General features: G+C 31.6%; 19 protein-coding genes and 2 riboswitches. Of the genes, 3 read left to right on the top strand and 16 right to left on the bottom strand.

The genetic code is table 11. The features are described from left to right. Nucleotides 1-3: 3 nt before the first annotated feature. A complete protein-coding gene (locus J3477_RS16210) occupies nt 4-684 on the bottom strand; it encodes a methionine ABC transporter permease (protein ID WP_206871004.1) in 681 nt (226 codons plus the stop codon). Next, nucleotides 653-1,711: a methionine ABC transporter ATP-binding protein gene (locus J3477_RS16215; RefSeq protein ID WP_206871005.1), complete on the bottom strand. Its 1,059-nt coding sequence runs from the start codon at nt 1,709-1,711 to the stop codon at nt 653-655. The genes J3477_RS16210 and J3477_RS16215 overlap by 32 nt, the downstream gene beginning before the upstream one ends. Nucleotides 1,712-1,818: 107 nt before the next feature. After that, a riboswitch (SAM riboswitch) is annotated at nt 1,819-1,931 on the bottom strand. A gap of 490 nt (nt 1,932-2,421) precedes the next feature. Beyond that, a riboswitch (SAM riboswitch) is annotated at nt 2,422-2,534 on the top strand. A gap of 285 nt (nt 2,535-2,819) precedes the next feature. On the opposite strand from J3477_RS16215, the gene J3477_RS16220 reads away from it, so the two are divergent. Further along, nucleotides 2,820-4,016 carry a M20 family metallopeptidase gene (locus J3477_RS16220; protein ID WP_228731295.1) on the top strand — a complete coding sequence of 399 codons (1,197 nt, stop codon included), beginning with the start codon at nt 2,820-2,822 and terminating at the stop codon, nt 4,014-4,016. A 98-nt stretch (nt 4,017-4,114) separates the two neighbouring features. Here the strand turns inward: J3477_RS16220 and J3477_RS16225 are convergent, their stop codons facing one another. From J3477_RS16225 to J3477_RS16245, 5 genes are all read right to left on the bottom strand, one after another. After that, nucleotides 4,115-4,924, bottom strand: coding sequence for a class I SAM-dependent methyltransferase (locus J3477_RS16225; RefSeq protein ID WP_206871161.1), 810 nt, complete (start codon nt 4,922-4,924; stop codon nt 4,115-4,117). A gap of 170 nt (nt 4,925-5,094) precedes the next feature. Continuing rightward, nucleotides 5,095-5,526 (bottom strand): hypothetical protein, encoded by a 432-nt coding sequence (locus J3477_RS16230; protein WP_206871006.1) that lies wholly within the window; start codon nt 5,524-5,526, stop codon nt 5,095-5,097. A gap of 25 nt (nt 5,527-5,551) precedes the next feature. Beyond that, nucleotides 5,552-5,902 carry a zinc ribbon domain-containing protein gene (locus tag J3477_RS16235; protein ID WP_206871007.1) on the bottom strand — a complete coding sequence of 117 codons (351 nt, stop codon included), beginning with the start codon at nt 5,900-5,902 and terminating at the stop codon, nt 5,552-5,554. Continuing rightward, the gene (locus tag J3477_RS16240) at nt 5,899-6,216 is read right to left on the bottom strand and encodes a hypothetical protein (RefSeq protein WP_206871008.1); all 318 of its coding nucleotides are present in this window, start codon (nt 6,214-6,216) and stop codon (nt 5,899-5,901) included. The genes J3477_RS16235 and J3477_RS16240 overlap by 4 nt, the downstream gene beginning before the upstream one ends. Beyond that, on the bottom strand, nt 6,203-6,757 hold the full coding sequence (locus J3477_RS16245) for a sigma-70 family RNA polymerase sigma factor (RefSeq protein WP_206871009.1): 555 nt from the start codon (nt 6,755-6,757) through the stop codon (nt 6,203-6,205). Before J3477_RS16245 ends, J3477_RS16240 begins: the two co-directional genes overlap by 14 nt. Before the next feature lie 223 nt (nt 6,758-6,980). Between J3477_RS16245 and J3477_RS16250 the strand changes: the two genes are divergently transcribed. Further along, nucleotides 6,981-7,532 (top strand): DNA-3-methyladenine glycosylase I, encoded by a 552-nt coding sequence (locus tag J3477_RS16250; protein WP_206871010.1) that lies wholly within the window; start codon nt 6,981-6,983, stop codon nt 7,530-7,532. A gap of 175 nt (nt 7,533-7,707) precedes the next feature. On the opposite strand, the gene J3477_RS16255 is transcribed toward J3477_RS16250, so the two are convergent. The 4 genes from J3477_RS16255 to J3477_RS16270 form a co-directional block, all read right to left on the bottom strand. Then, complete coding sequence (locus J3477_RS16255; RefSeq protein ID WP_206871011.1) at nt 7,708-9,480, bottom strand: FMN-binding protein; 1,773 nt, start codon at nt 9,478-9,480, stop codon at nt 7,708-7,710. Between the two features lie 85 nt (nt 9,481-9,565). After that, nucleotides 9,566-10,612, bottom strand: coding sequence for an FAD:protein FMN transferase (locus J3477_RS16260; RefSeq protein ID WP_308483211.1), 1,047 nt, complete (start codon nt 10,610-10,612; stop codon nt 9,566-9,568). Between the two features lie 324 nt (nt 10,613-10,936). Continuing rightward, nucleotides 10,937-12,484, bottom strand: coding sequence for a sensor histidine kinase (locus J3477_RS16265; protein ID WP_206871012.1), 1,548 nt, complete (start codon nt 12,482-12,484; stop codon nt 10,937-10,939). Further along, nucleotides 12,485-13,171 (bottom strand): response regulator transcription factor, encoded by a 687-nt coding sequence (locus tag J3477_RS16270; protein ID WP_206871013.1) that lies wholly within the window; start codon nt 13,169-13,171, stop codon nt 12,485-12,487. Nucleotides 13,172-13,570: 399 nt separating this feature from the next. On the opposite strand from J3477_RS16270, the gene J3477_RS16275 reads away from it, so the two are divergent. Continuing rightward, on the top strand, nt 13,571-14,779 hold the full coding sequence (locus tag J3477_RS16275) for a macrolide family glycosyltransferase (protein WP_206871014.1): 1,209 nt from the start codon (nt 13,571-13,573) through the stop codon (nt 14,777-14,779). 125 nt (nt 14,780-14,904) lie between these two features. Here J3477_RS16275 and J3477_RS16280 read toward each other — a convergent pair whose 3' ends face one another. The 5 genes from J3477_RS16280 to J3477_RS16300 all read right to left on the bottom strand — a co-directional run bounded on the left by J3477_RS16280 (nt 14,905) and on the right by J3477_RS16300 (nt 18,543). Then, complete coding sequence (locus tag J3477_RS16280) at nt 14,905-15,792, bottom strand: ROK family protein (protein ID WP_206871015.1); 888 nt, start codon at nt 15,790-15,792, stop codon at nt 14,905-14,907. A 129-nt stretch (nt 15,793-15,921) separates the two neighbouring features. Beyond that, nucleotides 15,922-16,200 (bottom strand): hypothetical protein, encoded by a 279-nt coding sequence (locus J3477_RS16285; RefSeq protein WP_206871016.1) that lies wholly within the window; start codon nt 16,198-16,200, stop codon nt 15,922-15,924. 191 nt (nt 16,201-16,391) lie between these two features. Continuing rightward, a complete protein-coding gene (locus J3477_RS16290) occupies nt 16,392-17,699 on the bottom strand; it encodes a PTS sugar transporter subunit IIC (protein ID WP_206871017.1) in 1,308 nt (435 codons plus the stop codon). 99 nt (nt 17,700-17,798) lie between these two features. Beyond that, nucleotides 17,799-18,107 carry a PTS sugar transporter subunit IIB gene (locus J3477_RS16295; RefSeq protein WP_206871018.1) on the bottom strand — a complete coding sequence of 103 codons (309 nt, stop codon included), beginning with the start codon at nt 18,105-18,107 and terminating at the stop codon, nt 17,799-17,801. 91 nt (nt 18,108-18,198) lie between these two features. Next, nucleotides 18,199-18,543 carry a PTS lactose/cellobiose transporter subunit IIA gene (locus tag J3477_RS16300; RefSeq protein ID WP_206871019.1) on the bottom strand — a complete coding sequence of 115 codons (345 nt, stop codon included), beginning with the start codon at nt 18,541-18,543 and terminating at the stop codon, nt 18,199-18,201. Between the last annotated feature and the right edge of the window lie 376 nt (nt 18,544-18,919).

Genomic DNA, 18,919 nt, shown 5'->3' on the forward strand with positions numbered 1-18,919 from the left:
ATATTAATGCTTTAATCTGCTTAATAAAAACTCCCCAAGACTCTGTATTCCATTAACTAAAACTAAAAGAATTATTATCGTTGCTACCATGATATCAGTTTTGAAATATTGATACCCATACCTTATAGCAAAATCTCCAAGACCTCCCCCTCCAACAGTTCCAGCCACTGCTGAAAAACCTATTAAGCTTACAGTAGTTATTGTGAGTGCATAAACTATTCCTGGCAGTCCTTCTTTTAGAAAAATTCTATATATTATCTCAAAAGCACTTGAGCCCATAGCTTGTGCAGCTTCTATTACTCCACTATCAATATCTAAAAGCGCTGATTCTATCTGTCTTGCTACAAAAGGTACAGACCCTAAAACTAGCGGAACTATCGCTCCTTTAAGACCAATTGTTGTTCCGACAATAAACCGTGTTAATGGTATAATAGCTGCCAAAAGTATTACAAAAGGTATAGACCTAAATATATTTATTATTTTTCCTAAAAGACTGCATACAACTTTATTTTCAAGTATATTTCCTGGCCTTGTCACTACAAGAGTAACTCCTATAGGAAGTCCTATTGCTGTGGATATGCTTCCTGCGATAAGAACCATAAACAAAGTTTCCCCTAGAGCCTTTATCATATCTGGAAATAATTCTATTACATTAGGCATAAGATTCTGTAAGACTTGAAGCATCTCGTATCACCTCCACATGTACATTTTTCTCACCTAAATATTCAAAGGCTGATCTAATACCTTCTCTTGCACCATTTAGTTTTACAATCAAATTTCCTATTGGAACTTGCTGAATGATCTCTATATTTCCAAAAAGTATACTTGCATCTACCTTAAACTTTCTAGAAAGTTTTGATATGAAGGCCTGACCTGTATTCTGTCCTACAAAAGATATCTTAGCTATGATTTCTTCCTCTGTAAGCTCCCCAATAAAAGAGTTGCTATTTAAAAGTTCATAGATCTTATCATATTTAAAAATTGTTGAGACAAAATTTTTCGTCATATTTGCCTTTGGTTCAGAGAAGATCTGCACTAAACTTCCCTCTTCAACCACTTCTCCTTTATCCATTACTGCTACCTCATCACATATTTCCTTAACTACTTCCATCTGATGAGTTATTAAGACTATAGTAAGTCCTAATTTTTCATTTATTTCTTTTAACAGACCAAGTATTGAGTGGGTTGTTTCAGGATCAAGAGCTGAAGTAGCCTCATCACATAAAAGTACCTGTGGATCATTTGCAAGAGCTCTCGCTATTGCCACTCTTTGTTTTTGACCTCCACTTAGCTGTGAGGGATACGCTTTTACCTTATCGCTCAAACCAACTAGATTAAGTAAACTTTCAGCCTTTTCTTTTATCAGCTCCTTACTTAATCCCTTTCCTTTCAATGGATATGCGACATTTTCAAAAACATTTCTACTTCTCATAAGGTTGAAGTGTTGAAATATCATACCTATCTTTTCTCTGCTTTTCCTAAGCTCTTTTGGTGATAGTTTAGTTAACTCCTTGTCATTAACAATAACTTCACCACTGGTAGGGTTTTCAAGTAAATTTATACATCTAATCAAAGTACTCTTTCCTGCTCCGCTATAACCTATTATCCCAACAATCTTGCCAGGTTCAACATGCAGGTTTACATTCTTTACAGCTTCTACTTTGCCATCTTTGGAGTGATAAGTCTTTGATACATTCTTTAACCAGATCATTTTATTTTCCCCCTTTACTAAAAAAGTCGATAAAAAAGTCCTCTTTCTAACAAGGAAAGAGGACTTGATAAATAACCCACATATGGGTAACTCACAAGTATCATCTTTCCTTATCTTTCAGACATATAAGTCTGCAGGAATTAGCACCTTGCGAGCAAATGAACACACGCCGGTTGCTGAAACTTCATCGGGCCAGTCCCTCAGTTTCTCTAGATAAGGATCATATTATTTTTTTATAACTTCGGCTTGAAACCAATTATAGTTATGTTTTTTTTAACTGTCAATACCAAATTTTAGATATTATTATAAAAAAACTACCTTTAGTTTTATCCTAAAAACTTTAAATAAATATATAATATATATTTATTTATACTTCAAAAATCTTTCAAAAAAATTTTATTTCAATCATGTTTAAACCTCAATTTATACTAATAAATTTCTGCATACAGCACTCTAATTTAGTCATTAGTAATAAAAATAGAATTTACTTTAAACTATACCAATTTAGATATCCTATCTCTATATTCATATGTTAAAAAGAACTGCTTAATTCGTGAAATTAATTTTTTCTTAGTAATTCAATAAGTTTAATAATATATCTTGACATGGAAAATTTTTGCGTCTATAATTCTACTTAAATCAAACTTGTCATGCATGATAAAGTTGAATTTAAACAAAATATACAAATCAATATTGATTAAACAGTAAATACCTTATCAAGAGAGACGGAGGGAATGGCCCTAAGATGTCTCAGCAACCAACATGTTTCATTTGCATGCACGGTGCTAAATCCAACAGGAGTTTTATTTCTGAAAGATGGGGAAGAAATTACTTTAAAATATAGGCCTTTATAGGCATGCATTTTAAATCTTCTTCCACTTAAGGATGAAGATTTTTTTACTGTATAGTAAAGTATAAAATTTAAACGCTAGCTAAACCTAATTATTTCAACTGCTTTAATATCTTCATAAATCATACAGTAAAAAAGCAAAATTTATTCGCCTGCCAGATTTTCCTCATATATATTCGGAAAGGCAGATGCGTAAAAAAACTCACTGAAGAAGATCGCTTCAGCGACTTTTTTATTTTATAAAAGGGGGAAATTAAATTGAGTAATAAGTTAAATTTATTAGAATTAAAAGTTATAGATGAAATAGAAAAAAGTAAAAATAAATATATAGACATAAGTCATAGTATCCACGATAAGCCTGAGCTTGGAAACAAAGAATTTTTTGCTTCTGCTTTACTTTCTGATACTTTGGCTAAAGAAGGTTTTAATATCGAGACAGGTGTTGCAGGCCATGAAACAGCTTTTATAGCTAAAAAAAGATCCAACAAGAATGGTCCAACTATTGCTTTTTTAGCTGAATACGATGCACTTCCTGGTCTAGGTCATGCTTGTGGCCATAATATAATTGGTACTCTAAGTACAGCATCTGCAATAGCATTATCAAAAGTTTTAGATGAAATTGGAGGAGAAATAAGAGTTTTTGGAACCCCTGCCGAGGAAGGTGGAGAAAATGGAAGCGCTAAAGGTAGTTTTGTAAATCACGGGCTACTAGCAGATGTAGATGCTAGTTTAATAATCCATCCAGGCAATAAAAACTACCCAACTGGTCCTTCTCTTGCTGTTGATCCACTGGATTTCGAGTTTATAGGCAAGCCTGCTCATGCGGCAGCTTCTCCACATGAAGGTATAAATGCTCTAGATGCTGTAATAGCACTTTTTAATGGAATAAATGCATTAAGACAGCATGTTACACCTGATGTACGAATTCACGGAATAATAACTCACGGAGGAGATGCTCCTAATATAATTCCTGAATATGCTAAAGCTAGATTCTTTATACGTGCCACAACAAGAAAAACTTGCGATGAAGTGACTGAAAAAATTAAGAATATAGCACACGGTGCCGCTTTAGCTACAGGAGCTAAAGTCAATATAATTGCTTTTCAAAATAAAATTGATAATATCCTCATCAATAAAACCTTTGATGAGTTATTTATAAAGAAAGCTGCTCTACTTGGATTACAAATATCAACTGAACAAACCAAAGGTTTTGGCTCCACAGATGTCGGAAACATAAGCCATGTTGTCCCAACCATACATCCTCATGTAAAAATAGGACCTGAAACTTTAGTTGGCCATACTGTAGATTTTAGAGAAGCTGCTGTATCCGAAGAAGGCGATTACGGTCTTATAGTAGGTGCTAAAATTTTAGCCATTACCGCACTTTCCTTATTTACTAATGAAGAAAACTTAAAGGCTATTAAAGAAGACTTTCTAAGAAATAAGGAAATTTAATATAAAAATAAGATGAAATGATTGTTGAAATATTTTAACTTATAGAGTTGACCCCTCCATATTTAAACATTCTGTCATCATTTCATCTTTTTTATTTTCTATAAGCTTTTCTCAGCAACAATAGTGAAAGTTTTAGGAATTCCCTTATCAAAAGTTTCTGAAGATAAATTAGGTTCTTCTTCTAAACTTTTAATAATTAGACCTGAAGTAGCAACACTTGTAACTATCTCACCAAGGGTCCATCTACGAAGGAATACCTTTTTAGGTTCATCATTCTCTGAATATTTATGATAAGATACATCCTTTTCTTCTAAAGAAGTATCAAAATAATCACCAGTTACCTTGTGCTTTCGTACCTTTGCAGTAGAGCCTCTAGAACTTATGAGCTTAGTAGATATAGGATGAAAGTCTCTTATTAAAGCAATACCTTTTTTATTAAGAAGCTCATATATTACCTTCATAAATGGAGCTAAATCTGTGAAATAATGTAGTATCCCCATCTCAGCAAATACAATATCATAATTAGCTAACAATTGTTCCATTGGCAGCTTTAATACATCAGATACTATATATTCTATTTGTACTCCTGCTGCCTCTGCAAGATCCAAAGCATATCTCTTATTACCTTCCGAGAAATCAACTACAGTAACTTGTGCCCCAAGTAAAGCTAATGCAACAGCCTTATTACCATTAGACCCCATCAGGTTCATTATCTTCTTTCCTTTTACATCCCCAAACTTATCATTAAGTATAGAAAGTAACCCTTCAGGATTTTTACTTATTCTCTCTGCAGCTTCTTCTGGTGTTCCAAACCTATTCACCCATGCATTGTAGGTTTCTTTATTCCATATCTCTTCATTACTATCTATAACAACCTTGTTTTCACTATCCAAGTTATTAAAATTCATTACTTCTGGTGTATCTAATTTTTCTTCCAATTTGAAATCCTCCAAATTCTTTAAACCAATAATTTTCATATCAGATTATACCATCTATTCTGCTTATTTACTAAGAATTTATTATACTTAATACAATAATTCTTAGTGATTTCAAAAGAACTCTAAGCATTATTACAGTTTTATTTCCATGATAAATTGAATTCACCCTTGGTTTTCTCTCCTACAACTTGTATATGGCAGGTACCTTTTTCTTTTGCTGTATATTTAAATACACCACTGTTATCTTCAAGTAGGTTCTTTATTTCTTTATCTTCTTCGTTGAAAAAGATAATTTTCAAGCTTCCTTCTTTTACAGCAGATGAATAATTAATAGTCAACTCCTCATCAGCTTTAACTTTTATTCTCTTATTTACAGAACCATTAAAATAGTTATAGCTCTTATTCCATGAACTGAGGGTTGAGGTTTCAAAAGCCCCTCTTTCACTAAAACTATCCGTATAAAACTTACCATTAAATGTACCTTTTATAAGTACAGTAATTGCTAATGCCACTACCATTATCACTACAATAAATATTATCCATATATGCTTATACTTTTTAAATATCTCCATATCAATTTCCTCCTAAACATTAAAATTAATTATCTTGGTACTTATTCTTACACTTAGGACAATAATTCCAACTTTCTTTCATAATACCTCCACAGCTTCCGCAAATTTTTCCTACATCTGCTCCACAGTTTGTGCATATGGTTAATCCTCGCTCTAAAAGTGATCCACATGCTTTGCACTTTTCTTCTCTTCCTCTTGTAATCAATATATAAACTATTAAAGAAACCGGAACGCTGAATAGTGCTAAAATAGCCCATCCTAATGCAAATCTCTCATTTCTATTTCTTGCATCTAAATATACCCACAACGACTGTCCAAGCCAAAATAAAAGAATGATAAAGCTTCCGCTAAAGACTGCCAACTCACCTAAACTCATGAAACAACTCCTCCTTTAATTCTCTTTTGTAACTTAGGAAGCATAATTAATGGTATTAAAAGAGACATAAAACCATTTATACTTATCCATATAACAACACCCATTCTGATTAATATATTAAACTGCATTATAAGCACTAAGGTCACTACTCCACCATATACAAAATCAGATATAATAAGCTTCTTCTTTTTTTCTTTATCCTGAACCTTGTCAATTAAATCAATGACGTTTAACTTTTTAATAAGCCCTAGCTCTTCTAATGAGCTGTCATCAAGCAACTTATTTTCATCAAAAATACTTTCATTCCTCTTCATAAATAGACACCTCCTTAGACTTAAACACACTCTTTAATCCCTTAATTGTATTGTGTAGTCGTGACTTTACAGTCCCTTCTGCGCACCCCATTATATTACTTATCTCTTCTAAGCTGTAGCCGTAATAATGTTTTAATATAAAGGTTACTCTTTTTTCATAGCTTAAAGTTTGTAATTCCTTTAAAACTTCTTCAACCTGCAGTTTTGCTTCTATTTTATCTTCAACTTCTGATCCTTTACTTATAAATGAATCATCACTCATTTCTTCAAATCTAATCTTTTTTTGCCTATTATAATTATTTCTGTATAAGTTTAAAGCTATTTTTATAAGCCATGTTGAAAACTTACTGTCTCCTTTATAAGACTTTATATTTACAATTGCCTTCATAAGGGTTTCCTGAAGTAGATCTTCAGAGAGATAAATATCTCCAGTAAGCTTTATTATAAAACCATTAAGAGTTTTATAGTTTTGTTCAATTAATCCGCTAAGTGCCTGTTTATCTCCAGCTTTAGCTCTAGTTAAAAGTTCTTGCTCTTTCAAAGTTTTATCTCCTCCTTACTCCATTCATTAAATAAGACAATCAAGTGTAAAAAAAGTTCATTATTTAAAATAATTTCCTCAACTAATTATATCTTATTATAGTGTTCCACTAGCATCTCTTAGGATTAAATTTGTGAAATATGATAAGATTAATGTTGAAATAAAACATTAGTTCTCATAAATATAGGTTATTGATATTAATAAAATTTTAAGGAGTTATATTATGAATAGATGTTCTTGGTGCGGAAACGATGAGTTATACATTAAATATCATGATGAAGAGTGGGGTGTTCCTGTCCATGATGATAAAAAACATTTTGAATTTCTTGTTTTAGAATCAGCTCAGGCAGGCTTAAGCTGGATTACCATACTAAGAAAGAGAGAAAATTATAGGACAGCTTATGATGATTTTGATGTTATTAAAGTCTCACAATATAATGAAGAAAAAGTAGAAGAGCTACTAAATAATGTAGGCATAATAAGAAACAGAAGAAAAATTGAAGCCTCCATTAGTAATGCAAAGGAGTTTCTAAAAATCCAAAAAGAATTTGGCAGCTTTGATAATTACATTTGGAGCTTTATAGATAATAAGCAGATATTAAATCACTGGAATGACTTATCAAAGCTTCCTGCAAACACAGCTTTATCTGATAAAATTAGCAAAGCTTTAAAGAAGAGAGGTTTTAAATTTTTAGGAACAACTATAATATACTCTTACCTCCAAGCAGTAGGACTAATAGATGACCATATAGATAGTTGTTTTAAACGACAATAATCGTAATGCTTATTCTACAAAGGTGCTCTTAAAGTACCATGTTGAAAATTAAGCAGTCATCCGATGCTTTAATGAGCGAATTATAAACAAAAAAATAAGTCTAGATTATTGTGTTGTTCTATTACAATCATCTAGACTATTTAACTTTTGTATATTTTCTTGCTAATTAACTATCTTACTTTGCCTTGCTTAAAGCATTTTGAACTGCTTCAATGATTCCTCTAGAGCTAAAGGTTGCACCTGAAACTGTGTCTACACTAGTTGATTGTGCTGAAACAATTTCATTTGTCATAGTATTTTCAGCATAGCTATAGAATCTTGGAGTATCTTGAGAAGATACTGTTTCTACTTTAGTGATTTTTCCACCAGCAACAGTAACAGACATTTCTGTTGTACCGCCTCTAAATCCTGTGCCTGTACCTGTATAGGTTCCATCCTTATACTTAGCAGATGCTGTACTTGATGAAGCACCTCCATTAGTTCCTGAGTTACTGCTTGAAGAACTATTTGAAGCTGAATTATTAGTTGACGTGCTGCTTGAAGCTCCGTTACTTGTAGAATTGCTATCCTGACCACTTTGATTTGCTCCACCAACACTATCACCTTTATGACCAAATCCAGTACTTCCATTTGTGTTGCTACTTTGCTCATTTGAATTTACATTATTATCTGCTGAACTAGCTACATTGCCATTATTATCAGAAGAACTATTACTACTTGATGATTCACTAGAATTATTTTCATCGCTAGTGCTTGTTGAAGTAGAACCATTAGTTGCTTGATTTAAAGCGGCCTCAACTGCACTTATGATTCCATTACTTGTGAACGTAGCACCTGAAACTGTGTCAACTTGAGTTGATTGCGCTGAAATTATTTCATTTATTACTGTACCTGATGCTCTGTCATAATATCTTGGAGTATCTTGTGAAGATACTGTTTGGATATCTGAAATTTGACCATTTTGTATTGTAACCGAAACTGTAGTTGTACCACCTCTAAATCCTGTACCACTGCCAGTATATGTTCCATCTTTATAATTAGATGTTTTATTTGTAATACTTGAGCTCATGGTAATACTGCTTGCTGAAGATATTCCAGCCTTAGTTAAAACTGCACCTGTAAGATTAGTCAATCCATAAACACCAGCAAAGGTAGCAATGGCTACAGAGCTAGCTAATGCAGGATTTAAATCTTCTCCAGCTATATTCACAACAGTGTTTTTTCTAGGGCATATCTCTATACATTTTAAGCACTCAATACATTCTCCACCTTTTACACTCTCATTTTTATAAAGAGGGATTCCCATTGAGCATACATTAGTGCAAGCTCTACATTTTCCACATTTCTCAGTTGGTTTATCTATTTTTAAAATTCCTATCTTAGATATTATTGAAAATACTGCTCCTAAAGGACACAAATATCTACAAAAGAATCTTTCAACAAAAAATGCACCTATTGTTATAAGTACTAACAGTATAAGACCTATAAGTAAACCTGAAACAACATTCGAAAAATCAGTTATTTGAGCAAAAGCATCCCATGGACTTGTACCTTCTAAAATATTACTTCCTAGTGTGCAAGTAACTATTAAAAGCATAAGCAAAACACCATATTTCACATACTTTAATGCTGCATCTACTTTTTCATCTACTCTAAACTTAACTTTAAATACATTCTTTGCTATTAAATGTACCCAATCATTATATGTTCCAAAGGCACAAAACCATCCACAAAAAACTCTTCCCATAAGCACGGTGAAAAGAATAACTATAATAAATTCACTTAAAGCTGGCAGAGCTTTAATAAAATGAAAGTTACCACTAATTATCATCTTGTATACAGTTTTAAGTTCAGTAAAGGTCAATGTATACAGACCAGGTAATAATATAAAGAAGATCAGTTGAACTATATGTCTTAATATCTGGATTTTTTTTATTTTTTTAGCCATGTTTTTACTCCTCTTAAGCGACGACTTAGCTTAATATTATTATTCTTTAATTAATTCATGAGACAATTTTAATTTCTGGGCAATATTATACTGTCCCAAGTTGAAATTCTTCATTTGTTATTGTTAATAATTTCTTAATCCCTTCAGTTGCATATATCTTTTTATCCTTAGTTATGAAAATCCCATCAATTCCATCCACAGTTTCTAAAATTTCCAATGATTTTTCCACACCTAAAATAAATATTCCTGTTGATAAACCATCTCCATCTATTGAATTGTCAGATATTATTGTTGAACTAACAATTTCACTCTCTGCAGGAAATCCTGTTCTTACGTCTAAAATATGATGATATTTATTTCCTCCAATAGCAAAATACTTCTCATAATCTCCAGAAGTTACAACAGACTTGTCAGTTACACTTATTGTCATAACATAGTTCCCTCTTGGTTTAAAAGGATCTTGTATACCTACTATCCATGGACTTCCATTCTCTTTATTACCGAGAGCATATATATTGCCTCCAAGATCTATAAGTCCACTTTTCACCTTATATTTCTTAAATATATTTCTAACTTCATCAGCAGCATACCCCTTTGCAATACCACCTAGATCTAATTGCTGATCATATTTTCTAAGCATTACTGAGTAGTTTGTTTTATCTAGTAGTATGTCTTTATAATTTACAAGCTGTGTCTTTTCTGTAATCTTCTCTTTCTCAGGCACTTTATTTTGCTTGCCACTAGAGTTCCAAAGTTCTACTAGCGGTCTTATAGTGGGATCAAAAGTTCCTTCTAAAACTTTACTATACTTAACAGCTTTTTCAATTACTTCATATGTGTCCTTACTTACAAGCTCATAAGAATTTCCTGCCTTGGCATTTATTCTTTTTATATCACTTGATTCTTTGAACGCTGACATTTTATCATCTATATCATTTATTCTTGTTATAGCCTCTGTTATTGCTTTTTCAGCACCTTTTCCTGTTGCTCTTAAATGTACGATAGTACCTAAGCCATAACTATTTCTTATTATTGTACCGTTGCCATTATCTCCAGTTATAAATATAACTATTATAATTACTGCAATTATTAATATAGATAATATACCTAACATAGCCATAAACTCATTCAAATAGGACCACCTCATCAATATAATCTTTTAAGCCTCTTCCAACTGATATTGTTATTATAAAAAACCAAACTGAGTAAAACATTAATACAAACTGAGAATTAGCTGAGAATCTGGTAAACTAATTTAGAACATACAAAAAACTAAATAAAAAGCTTTTAAAAGCACAGTAAAAAAGCTTTAGATTTAGTGAGATCTTACCCTCAACTAAGCCTAAAGCTTTTTTAGATGAACCACTTCATAATTAAATTTTTATTTTCAATTTCTCCTCTCAGAACCTAGAGGAGTTTTAAATATAGCCTTTAGATTGAAGTGTTTCAGCTTTAATTAAACCTTATTTAATTTTAAATAAACAGTAAACTTAGATCCTTTACCTAGTTCACTTTCAACCTCAATCTTACCATTGTGAGAATCAATTATACCTTTTACGATTGAAAGACCTAATCCATATCCCCCATGCTCTCTCGATCTGTGAGTGTCACTTCTAAAGAATCTATCGTATATTTTACTTATATGCTCTTCAGTTATACCAGTTCCATTATCACTAACACTTAGAACAGCAAAAACTTCATTGTCTATATTTTGTATTTTGGTTGATATTTTTATCTTACCGTTCTCCTTGTCAGTGTGAAGCACAGCATTCTGAGTTAAATTATATATAACCTGCTTAATTTGGTTCTTATTAATATTTACTTTTATCTCGTCATTCAAGTCTAAAACGAGTTCTCTACTCTCACAAAGTACTGTAAGCTGAGGTGCGATTTCTTCTACTACTTCCTTTAAATCTTCCTCATTAATTTCTGTTTTTATATTTTGATCTAGTTTACTTAGAACCAAAAGATCATTTACTAGCTTTGTAAGCCTATCACTTTCTAATAATATACTATTTAACGCTAAATTCAGTTGTTGTTCATTTTTTGCTGCACCTCTTAATAGTATTTCTACAAATCCATGAATTGAAGTTAGTGGAGTCCTTAATTCATGAGAAGCATCGGAAACAAACCGCCTCATTTTCTCTTTTATATACTGCTCCTTCTCAAAGGATGTCTCAATTCTCTCCAACATATTATTAAAGGAATGAGATAAACTATCAATCTCTAAAAGTCCATTATCCTCCGGAATTCTTGTATGAAGTTCTTTTATATCAATTTGTTCTACAGTATTAGTCATATGCTTAAGAGGATTCAGTGTTTGTTTGAAAACAGTGCCTCCAATTGCTCCTCCAAGCATAAGCATGCATATTGCTCCACCCAAATATATATACATTTGTTTATCAAGTATTTCTCCCACATCATTTATAGGTGTGCTTAATTGGATTAGACCTGTTGGAGAATTCATATCCCCTATTTTCCTCCATACTACTAGCTGTAATGTATTATCATCACCTTTAAAAATCTTATAATCTTTTTCCAGGTTTCCTGGTTCCTTTAATAATTTTATATACTCACTTTTGTCATATGTAGGAGGCTCTACTGGTGCAAGCTTTTCCTTAAGCTTTTCCTCAATCTTATTATCTATATATTCATTTCCCTTATTGACTTGAGGTTCATTTTCTTGTTTAACAACCTTATCGTCTACATTACCGCCTTTATCTATAATTACCGCACTAGTGATTCTATCTACTAAATTATCAACTATCCTATTGAGCTCACTGTTATTTTCATCAACTTTATCAATATTTCCTAGTACCTTGAAATCAATATTATGAAACTTTGCTTGTAGTACTTGTTCTTTACTTTTACATAAATAATCTCTCATACTAAAATATTGAGTTAATCCCATTATAAATAACAAAACTATAAGAATCATAAAGAATCTTGAAAATACCTGCCATTGAAGTCCTCTGGATTTTTTAGCTTTCTTAAATAATTTCATTTAAACTACCACCTTATACCCTACTCCACGTACAGTCTTAATAATGCTATGATCTTTGTCCTCAATCTTGTCCCTAAGATATCTTATATATACTTCTACTATATTTTCATCTCCATTAAAATCATATCCCCAAACTTTTTCAAGTATTTGCGACTTACTTAATACCAATCCATTATTCATAAGTAAGAATCTTAACAAATTATATTGTGTTGGAGGTAACTCTAGTACTTTATCACTATACCTAATCTCATGAGCACCATCATCTATTGTAAAGTCCCCTATATTAATAACATCACTGAGTTCTGGAAAACTATTTCTAATTCTTGCATTAATACGAGCTAGTAACTCCTTAAAACTAAATGGTTTAGACATATAATCATCTGCACCTAAATCTAGTCCTTTTACCAAGTCATCAACCTCGTCCTTTGCCGTAAGCATTATTACAGAAGTCTTTATTATTTTCTTAATTCTAGAGCATGCCTCGTATCCGTCCATTCCTGGCATCATAACATCCAATATTACAATATGTGGATTTATCTTTTGCACCAGATCCAAGGCTTCATTACCATTAAAAGCCTCATATACCTTATATCCTTCAGCCTCTAAACCCATCTTTATAAAATTAATAATGCTGATTTCATCATCTACCACAAGAATATTTATCTGTTCCTTAGTAATTGGACACATAGCACTTCTTCCTTTCATATATGATAAATGCGCTTAGAGACATTTCCTAAGCGCAAGTATACTTGTATTAAATTAAATATTATTATACACAACTGCTAATCAGTAAACAACATAAAAAATATATAAATCATTTATTTATTAATGATTTATATTCCTCTATACAAATACAAAACTTTAATAAACTATCCTTTTATCTTATTAATATATACTTAATTTAATAATTTTTTATATATAATTACACCAAAATTTCATTAACATCATAATTGTAAAACGGTTTCATTTAGATTTATATAATTGACATACATTATAAAAGTAGTAAACTATTTGTAAACCATTGTATGTAAAACATTGTAATAATTTTAAAACATATCTATATTTTATATTATAAGGAGTGATAAAGTGTCAAAAGTATTATTTTTAAACATCCATGGACATGGACATGTTAATCCAACCTTAGGACTAGTTGAAGAACTGGTTAAACAGGGTGAGGAAGTAACTTACTATTGTTATGATGAATTTAAAGCAAGGATAGAAAGAGCTGGGGCTACTTTCAAAAGTTTTAAGACAGAAGTATTTACTAGGAGTTCTAGTGAACATAAAAACAAAAATGTAAGTATGGATCAAATGCTTAACTTTATAAATTTAGTGCTCCAATCTAGTGAGGCATTTATAAAAGACTTATTAGACGATATAAATGGTACAAACTTTGATTACATAATATATGGAGCATCTTTTCCTTATGGAAGAATCCTCTCACAAATACTAAAAATACCTTCGGTTTCTTCTTTCGCTATCTTTGCTACTCCAAAAGAACTTGAATATGGAGGCGCTAATAAAATAAATATCAACTCAATAGAAGGCCACCCAGTGGCTGATACTTATAGAAAAGTATCTAATAATTTAATGAATGACTATGGAGTAAAAATGCCTGGTATCGTGGAATTATTTTTTAATAAAGGAGATCTAAATATTGCATATACTTCTAAATACTTTATCCCACATCCTGAGTATTATGATTCCTCATTTAAGTTTATAGGGCCACCTACCTACGAGATAAAAGAAAACTTAGATTTTCCATTCCATAAACTAAAAGATAAAAAAGTAATTTATATATCCCTTGGTACAGTGTTTAACAAAGCTGACTTAAAAATCTATGACATGTTTTTTGAAACCTTTGCGAGTACTGACTATATAATTGTAATGACTGCTTATAATATCGATATTTCTAGTTTTACTATACCTTCAAACTTTATTGTAAAAAATTATGTACCTCAGTCCGAAATATTAAAATATACAACTGTTGCTATAACCCATGCAGGTATGAATAGCACAAATGATTTAATATATAACCATATACCATTTGTTGCAATTCCTTTTGGTGCTGATCAGCCTTATATAGCCTCAAGGGTGGAAGAATTAGGTGCTGCAATCGTTCTTGATAAGGACAAGTTATCTGTAGAGAATTTAAGAAATTCGGTTGAAGAAGCTATATCTAACACAAATTACCTAAATAATCTTAAGAAGATTAGCAATTCTTTTAAACAGTGTGGTGGTTATAAAGAAGCGGTCGCTGCTATATTTGAACTAAAAACAAAAAACATCGTTTAAGCTGCTCTCTTACTAATTTTATAACCAAATACATAAACACAAAAAATTGGAGCTTTATCCTTAAAAAGGACTATGTTTAATAATAATCTTTAAATTAAACATAGTCCTATATCTCATAATTTATCTTAATTTTTCTCAAAGTTTAAAAAATTATATAAAGCACCTATAAGATTTGAATCATTTGAAAACTCACATCTTACAACTTCTGGCTTAGGCGGATTTAGTATCTCTAGTTTCTTGCAAATCTTATCTATGTTCTTTCTTATGCTTTCAATTAGTATTTGTTGACCGCTTATCCCTCCACCTATAGAAACTCTTTCTGGATCCAGAATACATTGAAGATTAAATATCTGTACGGCTAAACTATAAGCAAATTCATCTAATATTTTTAGAACTTCTTCATCTCCAGAATTAGCATATTCAAAAACCTTATATCCATCTACTTCTTCTACAGGCAATCCTTTTGCTTTTGCAACAGGGACCGTTAAGCCTAGAGTCCCATTTTTTGACCCCCAGTACTGCTCACCTACTCCATCAGTAAATATAAAACTGAATTCTCCTGCAAAAAAGTGTTTACCTTTGTGAAGTTTTTTATCTTTTATTATACCTCCACCTATTCCAGTTCCAAGTATTACAACAATTCCGTCATTGCACTCTTTAAGGCTACCTTTCCAAACCTCAGCTAAAGCTGCACACTTTCCATCATTTTCTATAGTTATCTTTGTAGGACAACGTTTTTGAAGAATTTTCACTATTTCTTTTCCTGAGTTATATTGTAAGCTTCCACCTGAGTAAGCATACCCTCGTTTACTATCAAGCACTCCTGGCATGCTTATAGCCATTCCTTCTATATCTTTGCTGTATCTATCGTATATTTCTCCAACAGTATCAATAAAATTCTGTATGTTATCTAGTGGAGTAGGAACTTTACCTTTTTCAAGAAACTCAGCCTCTCCAGACATAACTGCGTATTTTATTGCACTTCCACCAATATCTAAAACTAGATACTTCATAAATATGCCCCCTCCCTATTTGTAAGAATAATAAATTTTCTTGTAAATAATATAATTATTTTATTCATTAGCTTTGAGTAAATACCTTTTTCTATTTTTGAAAATAATAAATATTTCAATTAAATTGATTTATTTATACAATCTCTCAATAAAATTATTCACTTCTTTAATTCCCAATATTTCTTTCTTAGGTATAGCTCTATCTATTCCCTGTGTATTTAATCTCATTTTTATATTAACAGGATGAGAGGATAAATTTTTTAATAAATCCTCTAGGAATTGATTATACTTTTCTTCTTCACTTCCGCTAAATCCACAACTCTTATAGTTGATGAAATCACTTGCTTCAGCATAATCAATATGAAAGCTCTCTTTACTTCCGTCTACTTTTAATTTGTATAGTTTCATTCTTATCACTCCATTTAATATAATAATTTTAAGTTAATTTGCCCTAACCTCCTTACGGATCGTTAGGGCAAACTTTGTATATTCTTTTTAATTAATTTATAGTTCCGGTAAACATTTACATCTAATTGCTGAAAATTTATTAAAGCGGCTTATAGCGTTAAATATTATTTTCACAGCACTAATCAATAATCTTAAACCAACTCTTCTTCGTGCTCCAACTTATAGTTTAATGCATCCTGTTTCTTAAAGAATGGATAATATGCTATTGTAGACCAAGCTATTACTACAATCTGCCATAATGCACCTTTAACCCCCTGAAGAATGAAGCCTGATATTATAGGAGGTGTTGTCCAAGGTACTTCAACAGCTGAGAACGGATGTAGAAATCCTACTTTTATCGCAAAATATGTTACAACAGCAGATACTACTGGAACTAGGACGAATGGTAAGAACATAAATGGATTCATTACTATAGGAAAACCAAATATAATAGGCTCATTTATATTGAATATAGCTGGCCAGATAGCAATCTTACCTAGAGCCTTAGATTGTTCAGATTTAGCTGCTAATAGTGCCGCTATTACAAGGCCTACTGTAAGTCCTGAACCTGTTACAGTTACAAACAATGCACCAAATTGTGGTGTCATTATATGAGCGCCGTTAGCTATTGTTAAATCTTTTCCACTTGTTATAAGTGCTTGGTTAGCAAGCTCATTTGCTGTATATAGTGAACCTGTTACACCACCAACTATCATAGCCCCATGAACACCAAACCACCATAAGAAAGGTACTGCAGCAGTTAGTATTATAACTCCTGGTAAAGAATCTGTTAAACCTTGAAGTGGTGTTTGTAATACCTTATAAATCCATCCTATAAATGTTGTATTTAAGGCATATCTGAAAAACATATAAACAATCATAGTTCCTAATAGTATAACAATTCCTGGTATAAGTGCGGAAAACTGATTAGCAACACCTTGAGGTACTGATTCTGGTAATTTTATTGTGATTTTCTTAGTTAAAAACCATGAATATACTGCTCCAACTACAAGTCCAACTATAATAGCAGTTACCATTCCTTGTCCACCTGTCCAACTCTTGTCAATTACATTGGTAATCGTTACTCCTTTATCAGTAGTTACAGAAAAGTTATTTAATCCCAAAAACACAACTAAAGATAAAATACCTGCAGATAGCGGTTCATGTTTCTCATTCTTTGCATAGGCGTATCCTATACCAACAGCAGCTGCCATAGCCATTATTCCAAAGGAAGCATTATAAATTTGAAGCAATGGTACTGTCCAACCTGAACCAAATATACTTGCCATCCAGTCATTAAAAGGTTGATAAGGTATTTGTGCTAATAGCAAAAATACTGATCCGCAAAGTGATAATGGAAGGGTGTACATTACACCATCTTTCAATGCTACTATAGCCTTTAGATTAACAAATTTCATTACAGCTGATATCATCTTGTCACTGAACTTAGCTTGTTCCATAATTAATCCCCCTTTATATTTAATTAATAATTACATACTTTTTAAGCCATAATAATATAAACTTATAATGGTAACTTATTTATGTCTCCTTAAAAATTACTAACCTAACAACTTTAAGGCAAAATCTAAAACTTTTTCTCCTCGCATCATTCCATAGTCAACAGAATTAATAACATCAACAGGGACATTTTTCTTCGAGCATAGTTCCTTAGCGCTATTTATCTTGAACCTTACTTGAGGTCCTAATAATGCTATATCTATCCCCTCATCTAGTTTGGCAGACAGTGTTGATTCTGGATAAGCTTCTATTTCTGCCTCAATACCTTTCTTTTCAGCCGCCTCCTTCATCTTTTTTACTAAAACACTTGTAGACATACCTGCAGCACAAAACAGTGCAATTTTTATCATAATATACTCCTCCTTAAAGAAAACTCTATATAAACGGAATCATCTAAGTGATTTCGTAACTATACGCTAAAAGTAATAAAAAGATTGATCTCTAAACATTACTTAGTTGAACCTGATTATTCATTAACTTATTAACCACTTTCCTTAATTCAATTAACTGTTCAATAAGATTTTTTTCAGATATGCAAGTCATCAAATGATCTTGGGCATGTACAAATAACACTGAAATTTCAGTTCTTTCCCCAGCTGCTTCTCTTTGGAGCAAATCCGTTTGAACATTATGAGCTAAACTTAATGCGTGATTTGCCTTCTCCATCATTTCCTCAGCCTCCTGATATTGCCCTTTATTTACTTTATCTAATGCTTCATAGGCGTAAGCCTTTGCATCACCAGCATTTACTATGATATCTAGTACAATCATTTCTAATTCATTCATTTATAAATCCCCTCTTTCTAATGATAATCTTTACGCTTATTACTTAGCAATTCATATGCCAAACACTATCACTGTCTATTTTGATAAGGTTTTCATAGGCTTTATATTATATTTTTTTTAGTGTTAAGGTATTTGTTATTAGTGTTTAAAAAGTAAGCTCTAGAGTTTAACGTATATCATCATACAACTTCCAGTGTTTATAATATCAGACGATTTAGTATTGAGTGTTTAATAGTAATGAAAGTCCTATCTTTATCTGATTTAATGGCCTTAGATACTATCTATTTATAAATTTTCAATTTTAAAACTTCATGCATTACTATTACTCTAGTCTGAACATTTACTTTACTGTATAATTAAACCAGATGTATATTTT

Origin of the sequence: Clostridium zeae, from assembly GCF_017312485.1 — a bacterium.
GTDB classification, from domain to species: Bacteria; Bacillota; Clostridia; order Clostridiales; family Clostridiaceae; genus Clostridium_AR; species Clostridium_AR zeae.

What these genes read in the sequence shown, in the direction of transcription:
- J3477_RS16210 (WP_206871004.1), bottom strand. Translation starts at nt 684, where the DNA reads ATGCTTCAAGTCTTACAGAATCTTATGCCTAATGTAATAGAATTATTT.
- J3477_RS16215 (WP_206871005.1), bottom strand. Translation starts at nt 1,711, where the DNA reads ATGATCTGGTTAAAGAATGTATCAAAGACTTATCACTCCAAAGATGGC.
- J3477_RS16225 (WP_206871161.1), bottom strand. Translation starts at nt 4,924, where the DNA reads ATGAATTTTAATAACTTGGATAGTGAAAACAAGGTTGTTATAGATAGT.
- J3477_RS16230 (WP_206871006.1), bottom strand. Translation starts at nt 5,526, where the DNA reads ATGGAGATATTTAAAAAGTATAAGCATATATGGATAATATTTATTGTA.
- J3477_RS16235 (WP_206871007.1), bottom strand. Translation starts at nt 5,902, where the DNA reads ATGAGTTTAGGTGAGTTGGCAGTCTTTAGCGGAAGCTTTATCATTCTT.
- J3477_RS16240 (WP_206871008.1), bottom strand. Translation starts at nt 6,216, where the DNA reads ATGAAGAGGAATGAAAGTATTTTTGATGAAAATAAGTTGCTTGATGAC.
- J3477_RS16250 (WP_206871010.1), top strand. Translation starts at nt 6,981, where the DNA reads ATGAATAGATGTTCTTGGTGCGGAAACGATGAGTTATACATTAAATAT.
- J3477_RS16255 (WP_206871011.1), bottom strand. Translation starts at nt 9,480, where the DNA reads ATGGCTAAAAAAATAAAAAAAATCCAGATATTAAGACATATAGTTCAA.
- J3477_RS16265 (WP_206871012.1), bottom strand. Translation starts at nt 12,484, where the DNA reads ATGAAATTATTTAAGAAAGCTAAAAAATCCAGAGGACTTCAATGGCAG.
- J3477_RS16270 (WP_206871013.1), bottom strand. Translation starts at nt 13,171, where the DNA reads ATGTGTCCAATTACTAAGGAACAGATAAATATTCTTGTGGTAGATGAT.
- J3477_RS16280 (WP_206871015.1), bottom strand. Translation starts at nt 15,792, where the DNA reads ATGAAGTATCTAGTTTTAGATATTGGTGGAAGTGCAATAAAATACGCA.
- J3477_RS16285 (WP_206871016.1), bottom strand. Translation starts at nt 16,200, where the DNA reads ATGAAACTATACAAATTAAAAGTAGACGGAAGTAAAGAGAGCTTTCAT.
- J3477_RS16290 (WP_206871017.1), bottom strand. Translation starts at nt 17,699, where the DNA reads ATGGAACAAGCTAAGTTCAGTGACAAGATGATATCAGCTGTAATGAAA.
- J3477_RS16295 (WP_206871018.1), bottom strand. Translation starts at nt 18,107, where the DNA reads ATGATAAAAATTGCACTGTTTTGTGCTGCAGGTATGTCTACAAGTGTT.
- J3477_RS16300 (WP_206871019.1), bottom strand. Translation starts at nt 18,543, where the DNA reads ATGAATGAATTAGAAATGATTGTACTAGATATCATAGTAAATGCTGGT.